14 protein-coding genes and 1 pseudogene are annotated in these 19,083 nt (G+C 49.0%); 9 read left to right on the top strand and 6 right to left on the bottom strand.

Annotation, left to right across the window (positions count from 1 at the left end):
* Positions 1-255: pseudogene (locus NGM66_RS09685) on the top strand (IS982 family transposase); the annotation flags it as partial.
* 26 nt (positions 256-281) lie between these two features.
* Here the strand turns inward: NGM66_RS09685 and cas1 are convergent.
* Together cas1 and cas9 are read right to left on the bottom strand one after the other, a co-directional pair.
* Positions 282-1,103, bottom strand: a complete 822-nt coding sequence (cas1, locus tag NGM66_RS09680) for a type II CRISPR-associated endonuclease Cas1 (protein ID WP_208910945.1) — start codon at positions 1,101-1,103, stop codon at positions 282-284.
* Between the two features lie 214 nt (positions 1,104-1,317).
* A complete protein-coding gene (gene cas9 / locus NGM66_RS09675; protein ID WP_208907372.1) occupies positions 1,318-5,430 on the bottom strand; it encodes a type II CRISPR RNA-guided endonuclease Cas9 in 4,113 nt (1,370 codons plus the stop codon).
* A 651-nt stretch (positions 5,431-6,081) separates the two neighbouring features.
* On the opposite strand from cas9, the gene NGM66_RS09670 reads away from it, so the two are divergent.
* Positions 6,082-7,731 carry a peptide ABC transporter substrate-binding protein gene (locus NGM66_RS09670; RefSeq protein WP_208907371.1) on the top strand — a complete coding sequence of 550 codons (1,650 nt, stop codon included), beginning with the start codon at positions 6,082-6,084 and terminating at the stop codon, positions 7,729-7,731.
* A gap of 173 nt (positions 7,732-7,904) precedes the next feature.
* Here the strand turns inward: NGM66_RS09670 and NGM66_RS09665 are convergent, their stop codons facing one another.
* On the bottom strand, positions 7,905-8,903 hold the full coding sequence (locus NGM66_RS09665; RefSeq protein WP_258115586.1) for a LacI family DNA-binding transcriptional regulator: 999 nt from the start codon (positions 8,901-8,903) through the stop codon (positions 7,905-7,907).
* Positions 8,904-9,140: 237 nt separating this feature from the next.
* On the opposite strand from NGM66_RS09665, the gene NGM66_RS09660 reads away from it, so the two are divergent.
* Together NGM66_RS09660 and NGM66_RS09655 are read left to right on the top strand one after the other, a co-directional pair.
* Positions 9,141-10,535 carry an SLC45 family MFS transporter gene (locus NGM66_RS09660; protein ID WP_209279989.1) on the top strand — a complete coding sequence of 465 codons (1,395 nt, stop codon included), beginning with the start codon at positions 9,141-9,143 and terminating at the stop codon, positions 10,533-10,535.
* Between the two features lie 29 nt (positions 10,536-10,564).
* Positions 10,565-12,238 (top strand): glycoside hydrolase family 13 protein, encoded by a 1,674-nt coding sequence (locus NGM66_RS09655; protein WP_208907369.1) that lies wholly within the window; start codon positions 10,565-10,567, stop codon positions 12,236-12,238.
* 69 nt (positions 12,239-12,307) lie between these two features.
* Here the strand turns inward: NGM66_RS09655 and NGM66_RS09650 are convergent, their stop codons facing one another.
* The 3 genes from NGM66_RS09650 to NGM66_RS09640 form a co-directional block, all read right to left on the bottom strand.
* Positions 12,308-12,856, bottom strand: a complete 549-nt coding sequence (locus tag NGM66_RS09650) for a phosphoribosyltransferase family protein (protein ID WP_208907368.1) — start codon at positions 12,854-12,856, stop codon at positions 12,308-12,310.
* A gap of 3 nt (positions 12,857-12,859) precedes the next feature.
* On the bottom strand, positions 12,860-13,936 hold the full coding sequence (locus NGM66_RS09645; RefSeq protein WP_208907367.1) for an NCS2 family permease: 1,077 nt from the start codon (positions 13,934-13,936) through the stop codon (positions 12,860-12,862).
* Positions 13,937-14,115: 179 nt separating this feature from the next.
* Positions 14,116-14,802: a hypothetical protein gene (locus tag NGM66_RS09640; protein WP_208907366.1), complete on the bottom strand. Its 687-nt coding sequence runs from the start codon at positions 14,800-14,802 to the stop codon at positions 14,116-14,118.
* Between the two features lie 170 nt (positions 14,803-14,972).
* On the opposite strand from NGM66_RS09640, the gene NGM66_RS09635 reads away from it, so the two are divergent.
* From NGM66_RS09635 to NGM66_RS09615, 5 genes are all read left to right on the top strand, one after another.
* Positions 14,973-15,395: a MerR family transcriptional regulator gene (locus tag NGM66_RS09635; RefSeq protein WP_258115585.1), complete on the top strand. Its 423-nt coding sequence runs from the start codon at positions 14,973-14,975 to the stop codon at positions 15,393-15,395.
* 169 nt (positions 15,396-15,564) lie between these two features.
* Entirely contained in the window at positions 15,565-16,845 is a 1,281-nt protein-coding gene (locus NGM66_RS09630) for an MFS transporter (protein ID WP_208907364.1), read from the top strand.
* A gap of 155 nt (positions 16,846-17,000) precedes the next feature.
* Entirely contained in the window at positions 17,001-17,492 is a 492-nt protein-coding gene (locus tag NGM66_RS09625) for a hypothetical protein (protein WP_258115584.1), read from the top strand.
* Between the two features lie 169 nt (positions 17,493-17,661).
* Positions 17,662-18,228 (top strand): TetR/AcrR family transcriptional regulator, encoded by a 567-nt coding sequence (locus NGM66_RS09620; protein ID WP_208907362.1) that lies wholly within the window; start codon positions 17,662-17,664, stop codon positions 18,226-18,228.
* A gap of 76 nt (positions 18,229-18,304) precedes the next feature.
* Positions 18,305-18,997 carry a DUF4097 family beta strand repeat-containing protein gene (locus tag NGM66_RS09615; RefSeq protein ID WP_208907361.1) on the top strand — a complete coding sequence of 231 codons (693 nt, stop codon included), beginning with the start codon at positions 18,305-18,307 and terminating at the stop codon, positions 18,995-18,997.
* Positions 18,998-19,083: the final 86 nt, after the last annotated feature.

Below are 19,083 nucleotides of genomic sequence, written 5' to 3'. Positions count from 1 at the left end.
TTTGGGATTCATCTGTGGTTTCCATTGCGAAAGAACATGCGACACAGTAAGCAAGTCAACTCAGCATTCTTGAAGAATCAGCGGCGGCACATCGAGACTTGTTTTAGTAACTTGAACAAGGTCGGACACTTTGAACACCCAGGGACTGATACGATGAGTGGCCTTAACAGCCGGTTATCAACGCTTTTTCTCTGGAATGTCATTAAAGTTCATCAGCAATTGGCAGAAGGATTAAGCGGACTTAAGATCAATTGAAAATATTACGAAGCTAGCACAACGCGTTACTTTAGGCATTGCCCAACGTACTTCTCCACGACATTACTAAAGAGCTCCTTCTTCCCTTGATAGATCATTTCCAAGTCAAACAGCCGAACCAAGCCAAACTTCACGTCTGGGGTTAGGTCATTGATCTTTTGCTGGGCAACCCAATAATCAATGATTGGTCGAAAGGGTTCCATCAAGTCAGAGCCCAGATTAAAGCCATTCCCTGCATTCTTGTGATGAATGCCAAAACAGGTTAGATATCCACGTGAGACAATCACTCGGTCAACTAGCGATAATAGAATTGAATAGCCGTAGTTTAAAGCCGCATTCTCTGGAACTAAATCCGACCGCGAAAAGTCCTCACCAAAAAGCAGTGGAAAATATTGTCTGGCAACTACTGCTTCTCGGTTAGTGGTATCATTCAATTCTAATTTATCTACCTCGTCTCTTAATCCCTGTGTCTCCGCACCAAGAAAATCGGCCACGGTAATTTGATTAGCCATCTTAGCTGCAACCACTCTCGTCCACAAATTAGCAATGCGGTCATGGGGCCAATTTACTTGAGAGGTAACCAAGGCTGCCGTCCGCAAGCGGGGATAACACTCGGCAGTCTCGCAAATGGGCTGGCCATCTCTTCCGGTAAAAATAATCTTTACGTGTTCTTCGGTCAAAGCCGCTACCGCTGCAGTCGTGATCACCGCTTGTAGTGTCTGAATCAGTAAGACATTCACTTGATCCACCGGCACATGTAGTCGGTCCGAATCCGTTTGAATTACTAAGTTACCTGCAGTCAGCGAGACTTTAGCGTGCTGGCTGATCATGATTGTTCGCCATCCCATCATTTATCCTCCTTGCGTTATACGTTGCAACATGGTATTCTGTTATTGGTCAAGTTGACCTGCTTGACCTCACTGATTTGCAGAACTGAGTTAAAGTCAAACAAGGTGGTTTTTCCCGCCAAGTTTCATCTTATGAGCCCGTTATCGAGCCATTACATATGTAGTGTGTGCACGCCGGAGTTTTCTGGGTGCACACTTTTTTTATTTCAGCAGTCTAAAGATCTGCTAACTTGATGCATCGCTTAAAGAGTCCTGTTGGTGATTCGTAGACGATTTGGGCTTGAGCTGTCAAACTAATTCCCGACGGCACCTGTAAAAAACCAAATGGCGTCTTAAATCCTAATTGCTTAAGGGGCTTCCTGGCCATATTACTATGCAATCCCATCATGATATCTATTAATGTCGATTTCATACCCGGCTGAGTAACCTTTCCATGAGCATCACAAACATCCTGAATTGGCAATTTACTGAACGCTTCTCGTGAATTGACTAAAATATCGGTAAAATTGTTCACTTTGCTATAAAGTGCAAAGTACTTTTCCATCTGCGCACAAATCTCGTCAAAAATCTTCATTAACGTATCTTTCTTTAAGTCTTCCTTAGAAAATTGCAACTCAATCTGTAGCCCTAGCGGTAACACTAATTGTTGGAAATTTCGGTAATAGGTATTTGTGTTTAACCCGAACTGATACCGCTTTCCATCAACAATATCTTGTACCCGTTGATGTAAATAAACCTCAGGCAGCAGGACATCAAAATCTTTAACCTTTCCTTTAGCATCTGTGAACTGCGGCATCAGCACCTGCTTAGTTGCTTGATTCAACGTCAAACCAGACTTATATTGCAATTGTCTCAGTCGTTCGAGCATATTAGTACGTACCCCTACTACTTTGAACGACGGATTTTTACCATTCACACGAACAATTGCTAAATAAGTTGTTTTTTGCCCAGAATAGCCACCATAAATTGTTGTCTCACGATTCTTTTTAGCAGGAATCAAATCACGCTTATGCTTAGCTTCTCCAGGATTTTGCTTATCCATAACTGCCTTATAAATCGTCTGATTAAATAAAGCCCCATGGTCCTCAAGCACCTCATGCGTAACCAACAAATGCTTCAAGCTCATTAGATGTTTCACATACGCCACGTCATTTTCTCGATCCCAAAGAATCTCACCAGTTTGCGGATCAGTAATCTTATCCACCTTATCTGTAACTAAATCATGAATAAAGTTAAACCGGCGTAAATCTATCTGTGGTGCAACCTTGTACTGACCATAGACAAAGAATCGTTCCAACTTAGGATAACGTTTCAGCAAATAAGTCCCAATCCGGACTGCTAAAAAAGCATCGATGGCATGGTGGTAATCATTTAACTCACGCAACTTAGGCAGCATCAACTCCTGGCGTAATTGATGCGTCAGACCGGCCTTAACCGAAATAATTTTGGTTGCCTCCGAATCGAATTCAGTGCTCAGCACATCTGTAACTAACTTAATGACCTGGCGTGTCTCAACCAATTGCCGATTAATAAACCCAGTTGCATATTTATTGATCTCATTTGGCCGCATTAATAAGTGTTTGAGCTTACGTGCACTAATTAAGCCCGATGAACGCCAGCGCTCCCATGTGCCACGCATGTTATTTTCAAAAAGCTCTGAAGCAAATGTATCATTCTTTGTCCGATTAATTTTTTGACTTACCAATACCCGATTATCCAACGAATCATCTTTAACTAACGACTGCGGTAAAATATGGTCAATATCATACATCGATAATGCATCAATATTCAGGCGCTTACCCGTATACATATCTCGACCATTTTGCAAGAAATAAAGCATTAGCCGCGTGGTAAACTGCGCTTTATTCTTGATTTTATCCCCAAGTTCCGTTTTAACCGCATCGTCGATAATTTGCTTTGCTTGATCAGCATACAGATCACTGAGATGCTTCTGCCGTTGTCGTGTCCGCTGTGGATTTTGTTCAGCACCACGTGCCGCCTCGATGAAGATTCGACTAGGCGCCTGCCCATGATGGGCTTTTTGGATATCTCGCACTACCAACAAAATCTGGCGTAAGGCCTTTTTGTTTTGCGGTGACGTATACATCTCATTAATCGTATCCAGCACATCTTGCTTTGCCATCCCCGCTGCATTAATTTCAGCAATGGCTTTCGCATAGTCTGGTTGGCTAACAATCTGCATAAAGTTCAATTGTGTCTGCCATAACTGGTCTAAGATCGACAGTCCTTGAGCATCCTTGATACCAGTTAACAAACGTGCTGACAGTCGTCCCCAGCCACGATAGCGCTTTTGACTGAGTCGTTTCCGTTGCAAGTCACTTAACCAGTCAATCTCTCGTAGCTTTTCTCTAAGGATATCTGTATCCTCAAAAACGGTTGACCAATTAATAATCTTTTCAATATCTGCTTGTCGTTCCGGCAGATCAATATCATCTGGCAACAAATCTTTAAAGTCATGATACGTAGTTAATGCATTATTAAAGTGTTTAGGATCAGCTAACCCTTCAATTTTAGGCGTGGTGAGTACTTCTCCACTATGAACCAGGTTTTCCTGTAACGCCTTGATACTGACAGTGCCATGATTCTTACGACCCACAAATAATTTTTCATAAATTCGTTGTTTCTGATTACGAGTCAATGGCTTACCATTTACCCGAACGTTATTTAATTCGTTCAGAACTGTAAAGCGCTGATAAATAAGGCTTCGTTGTGGTAAGACATCCTCACCAATGAGGTACGTATCTGTCGTCTTCATACGCTGAATAAAGTTCGTCGCTGAAGCAATCCTGTCAACCTTATCATCGAAGTTCCACGGTGTGATGTCACCAGCATCTTTACGTACCATCCAGGAAAATTGATTTTCAGCATTCTCAGTCTTGGATTGTACCTCAGGTGTCACCATCGGCCCCACGTAATAAGGCACACGGAAGCTTACTAATTCATCAATTTTGTAAGGTTGCGTTGCCCGGTGTCCAACAATTGGATTAGGCTCACTTAGGAAGGGATAGTAGGATTTTTGATTATCAATAATCATATCTAATTCTTGCTGATGCACTTGATAAGGAATAACTCCGTTTTCTTTTGTCCGTTGTTTAGGCATAAAATGCTCTAATTCAATCTCATTACTGATTTTAACAGCTAACTCAGAATCATCATTTTTCAAAACTTTATTCAAATCTTTGTAGAAATCTGTCTGGGTAACTGCTTTACCGTCTTTACCATCAATGTAATGGTCGTAAGCTACTTGAATGGCTTGGGCTTTCTTGGCATCTGTTTGTTGATCAATATACTCCCGTAACCACTTAAGATGCTTCGCATGATCCTCGTAGCGCTCACACATGCTCTGTGAGAAATATTGACCGCTAGGCATGATCTCAGTTAACTGAATGGCAGCTTGAAGGTCACCTAATTTTTCAATCAGCTCCAACGCTGCATCGTCGAACGCACTTTCCAAATCTGCTCGATGATCTTCAATATCAGCTAAGCTAAAGGTCCATGTTTTCTCATCAGCCTTATCCACCTGCGTGCCTGTCAATAAAAATAATTTAGCCTTTAATCCTAGAATTGCCTTAGAAAATTCAGTAAAATTCGTCTTCCAATTCTTATTCTCACCAGTTACGGCCATCAGTAATTTCACAAGCTCCCGTTGTCGATCCAATCGACTACGGTTGTTATCCAGAATCAAAGCTGTAATCTTTTCTAAATTAGCCTCTGGCAACTGTGGCGCCGCCTCGTCAAAAATCACGCGCCAAGTATCATTCACAGACGCAAAGCGTTTTTTAAAGTCTAGTTCTCCCGGTTTAAAACCAGCTGGACTACCTGAACGTAAAAAATTCCCCCGATACTTCACAATGTGGTGGATAGCCAAATAAATTTCGCGTAAATCAAATTTTCGATGTTCCGTCATCAATTGCCAACGCAAGTGATAAATAGTCGGGTACTTTGAATAAAATTCATGATCTATTTGATTATCAAAAAGCTGATACTTATTCGTAAATCTGCTGTCCTTGGGCGACACATTAGAAACTTTCTGACGTGCAAAGAAGTTTTCGTCAATAGATGAAATCGGTTCATCGAAAATCTCTCGTAACAATCGTAACCGCCAACGACGCCGACTCAATCGTCGTCGAGTGGTCCGGAATCCCCGTCGTTCAGCTGCTGTCTGACCTTCCTGAAATAACCGAACCCCCAACCCCGTTTGGCCCTTGGTTCGTGTCACATAGCCGTTCATGTCAGCAGTGGTCCAACCGATAGAGCTGGTCCCAATGTCTAATCCAATGGCATATGGTTCATGCTTCTGTTTCATGGCGATAACGCCTCCTTAAGTATTGCTGATGACTTCTACTGATAGGCTCTGGATAGCCTAGTCTTTTTCATCAGCTGTTCTCATTTTATGCTGACTTATCCGACTTGTCTACACCTTTTACAACTAGTTAATTATTTATAAAGAGCACAATATTTTTAATATTCACGTACCACGTTTTACCTCGCATAATTATCCAAAAATAAAAATGTGAAAATAATTATAAATAAAATTATAACAGCGCCAATTTCTCCGAGTTTCTTCTATATACCCAGCCAAAATCACTGTTACATCACCTCCTACACGACCTAAAAATTACCTGTTGACAAACCCCGCCGACCTCGTTATTATTAGAGCCATATTAGAAATACACGAACGCATCACCAGGAAGAGTAATGACTCCCGCTAAGTTCAGAGACCACCGGCAGCTGAAAAGGTGGCTTACAACGGAGTCGTGAAGATGAGCCTGGTTGCTAACAATTGGTGGAAGCTGATTGTTCGATTTGAAGCCCGTTACCGCTTCCGACTTTTGGCAACAGAAGTTACGGAGATGGTGGATGTGAGTCCCCCATAAATCAAGGTGGTACCGCGAGTGAAATCGTCCTTATGTTTAGTTTACATAAGGACGATTTTTATTTTGAGGAGATGTTTTGGATGAAGAAAAAGGGAACGATCTTAACGGTGGCGGCCTTGAGCCTCCTAGCATTAGCTGGTTGTGGGAATGAAGCCAGTTCAAGCAGTAGCACTGGTAGCGCCAAGTACGCTGCCGACCAAACACTGAACTGGACGGAAACGTCTGAGCTGGCAACCAACGACTTGGCCCAAGCCACGGACACCCTGAGTTTTACCGTCTTGCAGAACACGCAAGAAGGACTCTACCGACTGAACACCAAGGGGAACCCGGCCAACGCGCTGGCCACCAAGACCACGCTGACCAACGGCGGCAAGACCTACACGTTTAACCTGCGTAAGGGGGTCAAATGGTCTAATGGCGACGAAGTGACCGCCAAAGACTTCGTGTACTCCTGGCAACGGACGGTCAACCCCAAGACCGCTTCACAAGACGCCTTTTACTTCTTCCAGGTGAAGAACGCCGAAGCCATCAACAATGGCAAGAAGCCACTGAGCGCACTGGGTATCAAGGCCGATGGTAAGTACAAATTAACCGTGCAACTCACCAAGCCCGTTTCGTACTTCAAGAAATTACTGGCTTGGCCGCTTTTCTACCCGGTCAACCAAAATGCCGTTCAGAAATACGGCAAGAAATACGGGACTAGTTCCGCCACGACCGTTTACAACGGCCCATTCCGCCTGACCAAATGGAACGGGACCAGCACCACCTGGACGCTGGCCAAGAACAAGACTTATTGGGATAAGAAAGCCGTCCACCTGGACAAGATCAACGAGGTCGTGACCAAGAGTACGACTACGAGCTACAACCTGTTCAACGCGAAAAAGACCGACGAAACGTTGCTCGACGGCCAACAAGTTAAGAACAATAAGAATAACGAAAACTTTGTTAAACGCCTCCCAACTGGGACGCAACGGTTGAGCTTGAATCAAAAGACCGTGCCTGCCTTCAAGAACGTCAACATTCGCAAAGCCTTCTCACTGGCCATCAACCGTAAGCAATTGGTCAACGATGTGCTCCAAGACGGCTCGACCGTCTCAAAGGGCTTCGTACCAGCTGGCATGGGCAACAATCCTAAGACTGGCGAAGGGTTCGACCAAGAAGCCGAGGTCAGCTCCGCCGTTTCTTACAACTTGAAACAAGCCAAGCAGCTGTTGGCCAAGGGCTTCAAGCAGACTGGCAAGAAGTCACTCGACGTTTCCCTCTTAGTCTCTGACACCGACGCCAGCAAGCAAACGGCCGAATTTCTCCAAAGTTCCCTGCAAAAGCTCCCCGGCGTAAAGGTCTCCATCAACACGATTCCTTATGTCCAACTGATCACGCGGCAACACAACAAGAATTATGACTTGACCCTGAGTGGCTGGCAATCCGTTTTCGCTGACCCAATCAACTTCCTGGACGTTTACGAAACTGGCTCCAGTTACAACACGTCAAGCTGGTCCAACAAGCAATACGACAAACTGCTGGATGAATCCGAAAACCAAGACGGTAACCAACCTGCCAAGCGGTGGGCCAAGCTGGTTCAAGCTGAAAAGGTCTTGATGAACGATCAAGGTACCATTCCACTGTACCAAGCAGCCAAGTCACAATTACTGCGGAAAAACGTCAAGAACATCAACTACAACCCCGCTGGTGTCCCTTATGACTTCAAGACGACTTACATCGCCAAGTAAGCACACGACCTAGGTGCTTCGTCCAAGGACTGGTTGATCCCCCTAGTTACCAGTCGTTGGCAGGCCTCATCAGCCAGCTCTACTTGTCAGTTCCATAAATGTCTTTATCTATAGTAGAAAACAGGTTCCCATCGGCGTTTGAAGTGCGCTCCGGTGGAAACCTGTTTTTGTGGCTATTTCATTAATAATTGGCGAATACTTTGCCGAGAGACCAGCTGGATCGGCGTAATCTTCTGCGGCAACGTTTCCTTAGCCCGCAACTGTTGGACGCCCGCAACGCCCATTTCATAGAAGTTCTGTGACACACTCGTCAGCTGAGGTTGGACTAACTGGCACAATTCTGTGCCGTCGATGGCGACAATCGACAAGTCAGCCGGCACGCGTAGGCCCAGGTCACGCGCCTGATTCATGACCCCAATAGCGGCCATGTCACTGGCGCCGACGATAGCGGTCAAAGCCGTTTGTGCGCCATATGCCCGCATGGCCGTTTGCCCGGCATCATAGCTGTAATTGCCGAGCTGAATCCAATCGGTGTCTGGCGTGATTCCTGCATTGGCTAGGGCCTGGGTGTACCCCAGCACCCGTTGACGGCCGGTGTGGTAATCGCTGTCGACGCCTGCCAGACCAATGCGGCGGTGGCCGGCGTTGATCAGCGCCTGGGTGGCCTGGTAGCCGACCTGCCAGTCGTCAGAGGTGATGTAGGGTAATCGCGCCCCATCAAAAGAAATCGACAAGAAACAGTAGGGAATCTGCGACTGTTGCAGCAGTGCCAAGTTCTCCGCCGCCAGATCGACCGACAGGAGTAAAATTCCCATCACTGGTCGCTCAATCACCGTGGTCAACGCGCGCCGTTGCTGCTCAGCGTCGGCATCCCCCGCATACAAAATGATGACGTTCAGGTCGTAGCGGTGGGCTTCGGCCTGAATCCCTTCAATGATCTGGCTGGCAAAGTTGGTTTTAGTCGAATTGACCACGGCCGCAATCACGTGGCTGTGGCGCGTGACCAATTCTGCGGCAGCCGTATTCTTCTGGTACCCCAGCTCCGTTGCGGCCGTCTGGACCTTCTGGGCCGTACTTTCGCTGAAGAAAGCCGTTTTGTTCGCCAGCACCCGTGAAACGGTGGCCGTGGAGACCCCCGCTAATTTTGCAATATCCTTAATCGTTGCGGCCATCACGACCACCTCGCTTTCAATTTGATCAGCATCTGTTCTTATTCTACCGTTAATTGACCTAAACCACAAAGCCAATCCAGCTAAAATGGGTAAATTTACACAAACGTTTGCTTTTCTGTTTTAAAGCTATTGTAAACGTTTGTGTAAAGTGATAGAATTTATTTTGTAAGCGGTTACTTAATTAATTGAATCCGTGATAGCAATTATTCTATTTTTCATTTTCAAGGAGGAATCACTATGGCGCAAAATACAGCCCTAGATGGTGAGCCCGCCGCAACGACCACAACGACCGTCGCCGACAACTCACTGCCAAAATTACCATTGAAGACCATCTTTGCCATGACATTTGGCTTCTTTGGTGTCAATATGGCCTTTTCCCTACAGTCATCCCAAATGGGGCGCATCTTCCAGACGATTGGGGCGGATCCGACGAAGCTCGGGTTCTTCTTCCTCTTGCCACCGTTGGCCGGCATGGTCGTCCAGCCCCTGATTGGGAAATATTCGGACGTCACCTGGAACCGGTTCGGTCGGCGGATGCCGTACCTCATGATTGGTGCCCCCATCGCCGCATTGGTCATGATTCTCTTGCCAAACGCCGGATCGTTTGGGTTTGGGTACGCCTCACTGGCTGCCCTGCTATTCGGTGCCGTCGCTATCCTGTTCATGGACCTGTCTTCTAACGTCTGCATGCAGCCGTTTAAGATGATTATTGGTGACATGGTCAACGAAGACCAAAAAGATTTGGCCTGGTCATGGCAACAATCCTACTCCAACTTGGGTGGGGTCTTGGCCACCATCTTCCCCTTTGTCCTGACCTGGTTTGGGGTCTCCAACGTGGCCGCCAAGGGAACCGTGCCGTTATCCGTACGGTTGGCCTTCTACATTGGTGCCGCGATTCTGTTACTCACATCCATCTACACCATCATCTCTGTGAAGGAATACGACCCCGATACCTACAACCGTTACCACCACGTGAAGACCGAGGCCAAGCAAAAGACCGCTAGTCTCTGGCACCTGGTCAAGACAGCGCCGCGGGCCTTCTGGGAAATCTCATTTGTCCAGCTGTTCGACTGGTTCGCCATTCAATACCTCTGGACTTACGGGACCGGTGCCATTGCCGATAACGTTTGGCACACCGCTAACGCCGCTTCGGCTGGCTATCAGGCCGCCGGTAACTGGTTTGGGATTCTCTCTTGCATCCAGTCCGTGGCCGCCGTTATTTGGGGATTCGCTGTATTGTCCCACACCAAGCCCAGCCAACGGAAATTCTGGTTCCGCATTAGCCTGATTATGGGTGGCCTGGGAATGATCTGGATCTACTTCATTCACTCACAATGGTTACTAGTACTGCCATTCTGTTTGATTGGCATCTGCTACCTGACCATGCAAACGCAAGCGATGTCACTGTTCACCGAATCATTGAACGGAGAAAACGAAGGGGCTTACTTGGGCCTGTTCAACTGTGGAATCTGCCTACCCCAGATCATCGCTTCACTTGCTAGTTTCGCCATCTTCCCGGCTATCGGTCAATCCATGCCCGGCATGTTAGTCATCGCCGGCATCGCCTTTCTCTTAGGGGCCGTCGCCGTGAGTGTTATTCATCCCAAATTATCTGAAAATTCTGTAAACTAAAGACACATACTTTTAGGAGGTTATCTGTTATGTCCAAGCAATGGTGGAAAAATGCCGTCGTTTACCAAGTTTACCCACGTAGTTACCAAGATAGTAACCACGATGGGATTGGGGATCTCCCCGGCCTGACGCAACGGTTGCCCTACATTAAGAAATTAGGGGCCGACGTGATCTGGTTGAACCCCATTTACAAGTCTCCCGACAAGGACAACGGCTATGACATCAGCGATTACCGCAACATTCAAGACGTCTACGGTACCATGGCTGATTTCGATACGATGCTGGCTTCAGCTCATCAACAAGGCTTGAAGATTTTAATGGACCTCGTCGTCAACCATACGTCCGACCAACACGACTGGTTCGAACAAAGCCGGCAGTCCAAGGACAATCCGTACGCAGATTACTACATCTGGCGCGATCCCGTCGACGGTCACGCCCCCAACAACTGGGGTTCTTACTTCAGCGGCTCTGCTTGGACCTTTGAACCCAAGCGCCAACAGTACTACTTACACCTCTTTGCACCAGGCCAACCCGACCTGAACTGGGAGAATCCCAAGGTTCGGCAAGAGATCTGGAGCCTCATGCGCTTCTGGCTGGATAAGGGTGTCGACGGCTTCCGCATGGACGTCATCAACCTGATTTCCAAGCCCGCTGGCCTTCCCGATGCGCCACAAGCACCTGGCGCGCCTTACGGTAACGTGGAGCCCCTAGTCTCCGATGGACCGAAGTTAAACGACTACCTGCGGGAAATGAACGATGAAGTTCTCTCCCACTACGACGTCATGACGGTGGGGGAAATGCCCGGCTCAACGCCAGCCGATGCCATTACTTACACCGGTCTAGACGCCAACGAGCTGAACATGGTCTTCCAATTCCAACACGTCAGCCTCTCACCGAACCCCAATCAGCGACTGGGTAAGTGGAACGACGCGCCAGTCAAGCTGACCGAACTAAAGGACGCCTTATCTCGGTGGCAAAAAGCGTTGGATGGCAAGGGTTGGAACAGTCTGTACTGGAACAACCATGACCAGCCCCGCGCCGTCTCCCGTTTCGGTAACGACACACCGCAATATCGCGAATTGTCCGCCAAGATGTTGGGGACCACGCTACACATGCTACAAGGTACCCCTTACGTCTACGAAGGCGAAGAACTGGGCGAGACCAACGTTCACTACACCTCACTGGATCAATACGAAGATCTGGAGAGCCTGAACGCTTATCACGAAATCGTGGATGACGAAAAGATCATCGACCAGCCAACCATGCTGGCTTACCTGTCGCATATGTCTCGGGACAATGCCCGGACACCAATGCAATGGGACGCCTCCAAGAACGCCGGCTTCTCCGATGCACAACCGTGGTTTGCGTTGAATCCGAACTACACCGACATCAATGCGGCCGCCGAAGTCGACGATGACGATTCCGTCTTTAACTACTACCGCCGCTTAATTGCGCTACGACACCAGAGTGACCTGATCGTTCACGGTACTTACGAAGAACTCGACCCTGACGACAACCAAGTCTTTGCCTACCGGCGCCACTATCAAGGCCAAACGCTGCTGGTCATCAGCAATTTCACCGACCAAACGGTGACCCGCGATTACGACCAAGCCCAAGCCAGTGACAAGCTCATCGGCAACTATGCCGACGATCAAGGGACGACGTTGCGGCCTTACGAAACTAAGGTTTACCTGTTTAAGTAACATGTGAATTCAAAAAGCATCAGCTTCCTGTGACTGCGAGCGCTGGGAATTGGTGCTTTTTCGTTTGGCTTAGTCCAAGGGAAATAAGGGCAATTCCGCCAAATACCGAATGTCGTCACGACTGACGGCACCGCCTTCGGCCAAAATCGCCAACTGCCCCACGACCGTCGCGCCCGCCTGTTCAATCAACGTCCGCGCCGTCGTCAAGGAACCGCCACTACTGATGACGTCATCCACGATTACCACGCGTTTAGCCACCAACCGATCGGCGTCGGCCCCATCCAGGACCAATTCTTGCGGTTTACTAGTCGTGATTGCGTTAACCGGCAACTTGATGGGTGCGCGCATGTAGTCTTTGGTCGACTTCCGCAGGACAACAAACTGCGGGTGATTGGTCAGGCGACTCAATTCCTGTGCCAAGGGAATGCCTTTGCTTTCCAGGGTGACCAAATAATCGAAATCCGCTGGTATTAATTTCACCAGTTCCGCTGCCGCATAATCCGTGAGCTCCGCATCCCCCAATAACACGAACGAGGCAATCGCCAGGTCCTGGCTAATTTGAACGATTGGCAACTGCCGCGTGAGTGGTCCGATTTTTAACTGATACGTCTTCAACATGTGTTAAACCCCCAGTCCTAAAAGTGGTAAGCCAAATTTCAAGATTCCGCCCGTCAACAGGCCCGCAAACGGATCGACCACGGCCGTGATGACCAGCGTCAATGCCGCAATCGTTGCGTCTGACCCGTGGAGCGCAGTCGCCGCATCAGCCGGGAAGATGACCACAGCGCCCAAAATGAATAGGAATCCCGCAATCGATGCACTTGGCACATATTTTCCCAGCTTGGGCAACCAGCCGATTGCCAGAATTGCCGCCATAATCAGCATCATCATGATGCCAGCCACCACGGGTTCTGGCGCACTGGCCGTCGCAGAAATGATGGCCTCGACCGGTGCCCCACCCAGCAGGCTCGTTCCCATGTCGGCTAACGATTGCGTGATGGTCAGCAGGTTCAGATTCACCGGATTGGGCTTCAATCCCGTCATCTCACCGGTAATCAGTCCATATGAGATGTTGGCGCCAATGTTCAAGCAAGCCAGACTCAATGCGCCCCGCACGACTCGGGAATTCACAGTCGGCTTGGTAAACACAAAGCGCCGGGCCGTCACGTGTTCCGGGAGTTCGGCGCGATAGTGTTGCAAGAAGACGGCTGCGAGGCTTGATCCGACGACCGACAGCCCAATGGTCCACACCAGGTCCTTGGTCACCAAGTACGTCACAGCGGCCAGGGCGACGGATAACCACCCTGTTAAGCGTTCGTTTTTGGCCATGCCGACAGCGATTCGCACCAGCATCACCCCGACACCGGCCATCATCCCCGCCATGATCTGGTTGCCCAGGACCGCAACGATTTTGGTCAGGGTACCCGTCACCCCAATCAGCAGCATGATGACCGAGCCCCCTAGAATGATCGACGTTCGTTCCCGCAGATCACGCCCGAGTTTCCCCGTCAGTGCCAACGACTCTGCCTGAAAAGACAGCGGTGCGACAGCCCCAAAGACGCCATTGACCGCTGAAGCAAAAACAAACGAAAACATCGTCGGAAAGATGGCAAATCCCAGAGACATCGCCATAATCCCTTGAGGAATCCCATTCAAGACCACGCCAATCGCCGCCAACAAGTCCGCTAACCAATGCACACCCAATTCCCCCACTCGTTAAAATTCGTATTTGTTTCACCATCATACGGGATTATTGCTTGGGTGTCTACTATTATCTCTTAATATGCGAACATTTATAATTAAAATCGTTATTAAATTCGTATATAGTTAAGCGATTAAAAAAGTGTGCCACGAAATTCATCGGGACACACATCCTTTTAATGACTATTACGTTCATCTCGTTTTAGTTGGCGTTCTGTTCCGGCTACCCGCAATAACTGCCAGGAAGTGGGCAACGTCAGCGCCTTCAGCCGGCCGGCCGCCAGGGACGTAGCCTCCTGGGCCAATCTGCCAGCGCGGGTGTCACAGCCCACCGGTACGTACACGTCGCAACTGGCGTCCTGGTCCACTAACTGCTGGAACAATTGACGTAGGGCGGTCACGCCGGCCGGTAGCAATAACTGATGTTCCGACAACCCCATCTGCTGAAGCCAGCACTGGGCCTGTCCCGCCATACCGGCCAATCGCGCTGGTGAACTGGACCCTTTATGCTGCGTGACCATCAACGCGACCAGCGCGCCCGTGGTTGCTAGCAGCGTGGCGTGGTCCGTGACGGCCAAGTCAGTCAGTAAATACGTCGCGGGCGTGGTTGGGTCGCGCGTCAATGGCCAAGCCGTCATCAGCTGACTAGCGATGCGGCCATAAACGCTGTGTGACAGCCGTTCCAGTAGTGTCTCGACGGATACTTGTGGCACGATGGTCAGTTCATCGGTCGCCTCGTCGATGACCAACAAGTCCCGCACATCAGGCCCCACTAACGCCGCCGCACTTACCGCCGGATCCGTTGACCACGGCAATAGCGGCACAAAATCCGCGCCAGCCCGTTGGACATTAAATTGTTTCACACCCCCACCACCTTTCTGCTTACCGTAGTGTACCCCCTTCGCCCTACTTGAAGGCAAGCGCTTTGCCCAAATTTCCAAGACAAATGCTTGCGCCGAGGAGATTGGACGCGTATGATAGAAAACATCACTTACAGTTAGTCGAACGCTAACCCTAAAAGGAGGAAACTCGCGTGTCTTATACCATCCACGAAGTTGCCCAAAAGCTGGGCATCTCCACTTACAGCATTCGTTATTACCACGACCATGGTATGTTGCCCTACGTCCAACGTGATGAGAACAACAACCGCGTCTTTAACGATGTCGACCTGGAATGGCTGCACATCATCGTTTTCCTCCGTGGCACCGGAATGCCCGTCGAACGGATCCATCACTACCTCGACTTAGTCCAAGAAGGTGACAGTACCGTTCCCGAGCGCTACGCCATGATGCAAGCGCAACAGGAACGAACGCTGAGCGAAATCGCTGACTTGCAACATCACTTGTCAACCATCAACTTTAAGGTGGACCACTACGCGTCCATCATGAAGAACCACGAACCCGATAGCTTTGTGCCGTCCAATTTGCGCGACACAGCCGCTGACCAAACGGCTTAAGCTTGACCGGCTCCCACTAGCAGAATCACAACCAAATCAGCCAGTTCACGGGGTATCCTGTGAGGTGGTTTTTTTCTGAGTCAATTTCCTTGTACCCCCTTTACTAATATGCTAATATTAACAGCCTGTGAAGCATCTATTGCGTATTTTTTAAAAGGGGGTCTGACCCTTGGAAACAGCACTAATTCCGCATTGGCGGCGCAATATTTATTTATTTTTAACCAGTCAGTTTCTGTCAGGCATCACCAGCATGGTCGTCCAGTACGCCATCATCTGGTATCTGACCAAGCAGACCGGTTCAGCCACGGTCCTCAGCCTAGCCACATTGCTGGGCATGATTCCGATGGTGTTGCTCAGTCCGTTTGTGGGGCCCTTCGTCGACCGCCTCAACAAGAAAGCCTTGTTGATCGTTCCCGACGTGGTGGCAGCCATCTTTGCCATTATTTTGTCCGTTGTTGGTACGCTGCAAGCGACCTTTCCGCTGTGGCTGATTTTCATTTCACTTCTGGTTCGTTCCATCGCGCAGACCTTCCAAATGCCCACCATCCAGTCGATTCTACCGACCATGGTGCCCACAGAAGAGCTGACGCGGATCAATGGTCAATTGGGTATGGTCCAATCGGCCAACATGATTATTTCCCCTGCACTTGGCGCGTTTTTATTTGCCATCATCCCCATGAATTTCTTAATTTTAGTGGACGTCTTGGGCGCCATCATTGGGATCAGCCTGCTGACCTTCGTGGCCATCCCCGAACACCCAGTCATCGACGAAAAGGTTCACGTGCTCGCCGATGCCAAATTTGGGCTGAATAAGCTCCGTCACACTCGCGGCTTGTGGGCCATCACCATGATCGGCGCGACGTTTACGCTGATGTTCATGCCCGCCGCTAGCCTGTATCCCCTGATGACCATGGGTTATTTCCACGGCACGGTCGGCCAGGCTGGCTTGATTGAGGTCATCTACTCGGTCGGGATGCTGGGCGGGGGCGCCATCATTGGCCTCTTCGGCAATTGGCGTGACCGCATGAAGCCTATCTTCTGGGCGACCATCGCCATGGGTGTCACCTTTGGCGGCAGTGGCCTGCTTCCCGGTAATCAAACCGGCTTCATCTGGTTCGTGGTTCTCAACGTATTGGCCGGCGCCGTGACGCCATTTTACAGTACCTTGTTAATGGCGATGATTCAGCAGAGTTTCCCATCTAACGAATTGGGCCGCGTCTTAGGGGTCTTAAATTCCCTGACCAGTATCGCCGGGCCCGTGGGCCTGATTTTCGCTGGGCCCCTCGCCGACACGATTGGCGTGGAAAAGTTGTTTATCATCGGCGGCGTGGGTTCCTTGATCTGTGGCTTGGCCATGTTGCTGATGCCGAGTGTACGCGCCTACGACCGACAGTTGCAGGCCCGCTTAACGGCTGAAGCCGAACCGGTGGTTGAAGAACCGCTGGAATAATCCCTATTTTTGTAATCGACAGGACGTCTGGTCAGCTGACTGGGCGTCTTTTTTACAAAATCCCAAGCCAACTATTAGCAGAAGTGGTATGCTTAATAGTGATTATTAACTAATCTTTGGAGATGGTTGTGATGAAGCATCAACGCTGCTTATGGATGACACTATTAACTGGATTAAGTGTCTCGGTCGGCCTGAGTTTCTCGGCACCAGCCAGCGCGAAATACGTGAACCATAGTACCACCCCGACTGAACTGCGGGGCACGTGGTACCAGTATCAAGGGCATCATCAATGGACCAAAATTGTGATTAAAAAGCACGCTTTCAAGCTGAATGGCAAGACACTGTACACACCGAAGAAGAAGTCCTGGCATAAACTGTATGTCTTACATCACAAGAAGGGACAAGAAGCATCCGGTGGCCTGAAGGGTTATGGTGGCACGAATTATACGTTCAACGGCAAGTTTAAAGGCGACTATCAGCAGCTGGGAAACTTCTGGCTTTCTCCGCGTAAAATCAAGGGTCGTCGCGTGATGAAATCGTATTATAATATGTGGAATTTTGAAGTTTACACACGGCAAAAGATTCAACACAACTATAACTACACATCTAAGGGCAAACAATATATCAACAAAATTGGGCGCTCATAACTTCTCTTTCAATTTACTAGCTTTTCTAGAATCGCCAAACTACTAGTCCCACCAGTCCTTTTCGCTGATGTGGCTAGTAGTTTTTTAGGTGTACACCTCCACCCAAATAACTTATCCTTGACAAAATGAATGAATTATCTTATTATTCATTCAGTAAGGAGGACCTCTCATGGAAGAAAAGCAACAACGCCTTTTCACCGCCGCGCGTGACCTATTCTTAGCCAACGGCTTCAAGGCCACCAGCATCGCTGACATTGCAGCGCGGGCCAACGTGGCGGTTGGGACCTTTTATAATTTTTATGATGCCAAATCCACGATTTTTCTAGCCGTCTACAATGCCGAAAATGAGCGGGTCAAAGCCGCTATTCTAGCGCAGACCGACCTCGACGCTGACCCAGCAACCGTCTTACGGACAGTGATCCAGCAAATTTTCGCTCAGTCCGCGGACAATCTGGTATTACAAGAGTGGTTCCACAATCCCAAGCTCAACGCGCAAATCGCGCAGGCCAACCAAAACGCTGTCACAGATAGTGTGGTCTACGCGACCCTACTTAACTTGATCGACCGCTGGCAGGCCCGGGGCCTTCTAGCAGACGGCATGACCCCCAAACGCGCCGTTAACTTATTCAACGCCTTGGTCGTCGTGGATTTCCATCAAAATGAGCTTCAGTCGGCCGACTACTTTCAGGTCCTCAACGACCTCATCGTCGGTATTCTCAAAGTCGTTTTAAAATAGCCATGACGGTTATTTTTTTAAGTCAAAAAGTGAATGAATAATAATTATGTTCATTCACAACCATAAAGGAGCTATCATGAAAAAATTTTTCTTAATCTTAGGCCTAATTCTCATCGTCCTCGCCGTACTCATCGGGGGCCTCGTCCTCTGGACCACCACGAGCCATCGCCGTCTCAACGTCAACACGTTCAAGGTTCAACCTCTGACCAATCAACGGATTACCTTGAAGGAAACGCCGCGTCAGCTCGACTTGACCCTTCGAACTGCCGTTGTCATCATCCAAACGGGCCAGCACCCGGGACTCCAACTAACCAACGTGACTGCCGATCAGTACCACATCGCTCAAAACAACGGCACGCTCAAGTTAACGCAACCGCAAGCCACTAACCACCAATTCGAAATTGGTAAATCGGCAACCGTTACGCTGATCCTGCCCGCCGACACCCAATTAGACGCCCTCACCATCAATCAGCTCAACGGAACACTCAAGCTAAACGATCTGACGACCCAGCAACTTCTGATCCACCATCACAATGGCACGACTCAAGCCGATCACCTGACTGTCAACGGTCCCGGTCGGCTGATTAAGGACAATGGCAGCACCACTCTGACTAAGTTGACGAGCGCTGGACTGAAAGTCGCCGTGAAAAATGGCCAGGCCCACCTTAACGGCCGTCGCGTTGCCACTAGTAACCATAGCTATGCCGTCTCCGGTCAGCATCCCCTGACCATCACCAGTGGCTCCGGCCAAGTCAAAATCACCCAATAGAAAAAACTTGTCCGCCATCCAGGTGTTTTCGCCTGCGATTGGGGACAAGTTTGCTTTAACAAGTATTTTCTATTCGTGAGATTTAT

Source organism: Levilactobacillus yiduensis (genome assembly GCF_024718525.1).
Lineage (GTDB): Bacteria > Bacillota > Bacilli > Lactobacillales > Lactobacillaceae > Levilactobacillus > Levilactobacillus yiduensis.
Note: the sequence above shows the minus strand (reverse complement) of the source record. Positions and strands in the feature narration are given on the sequence as shown.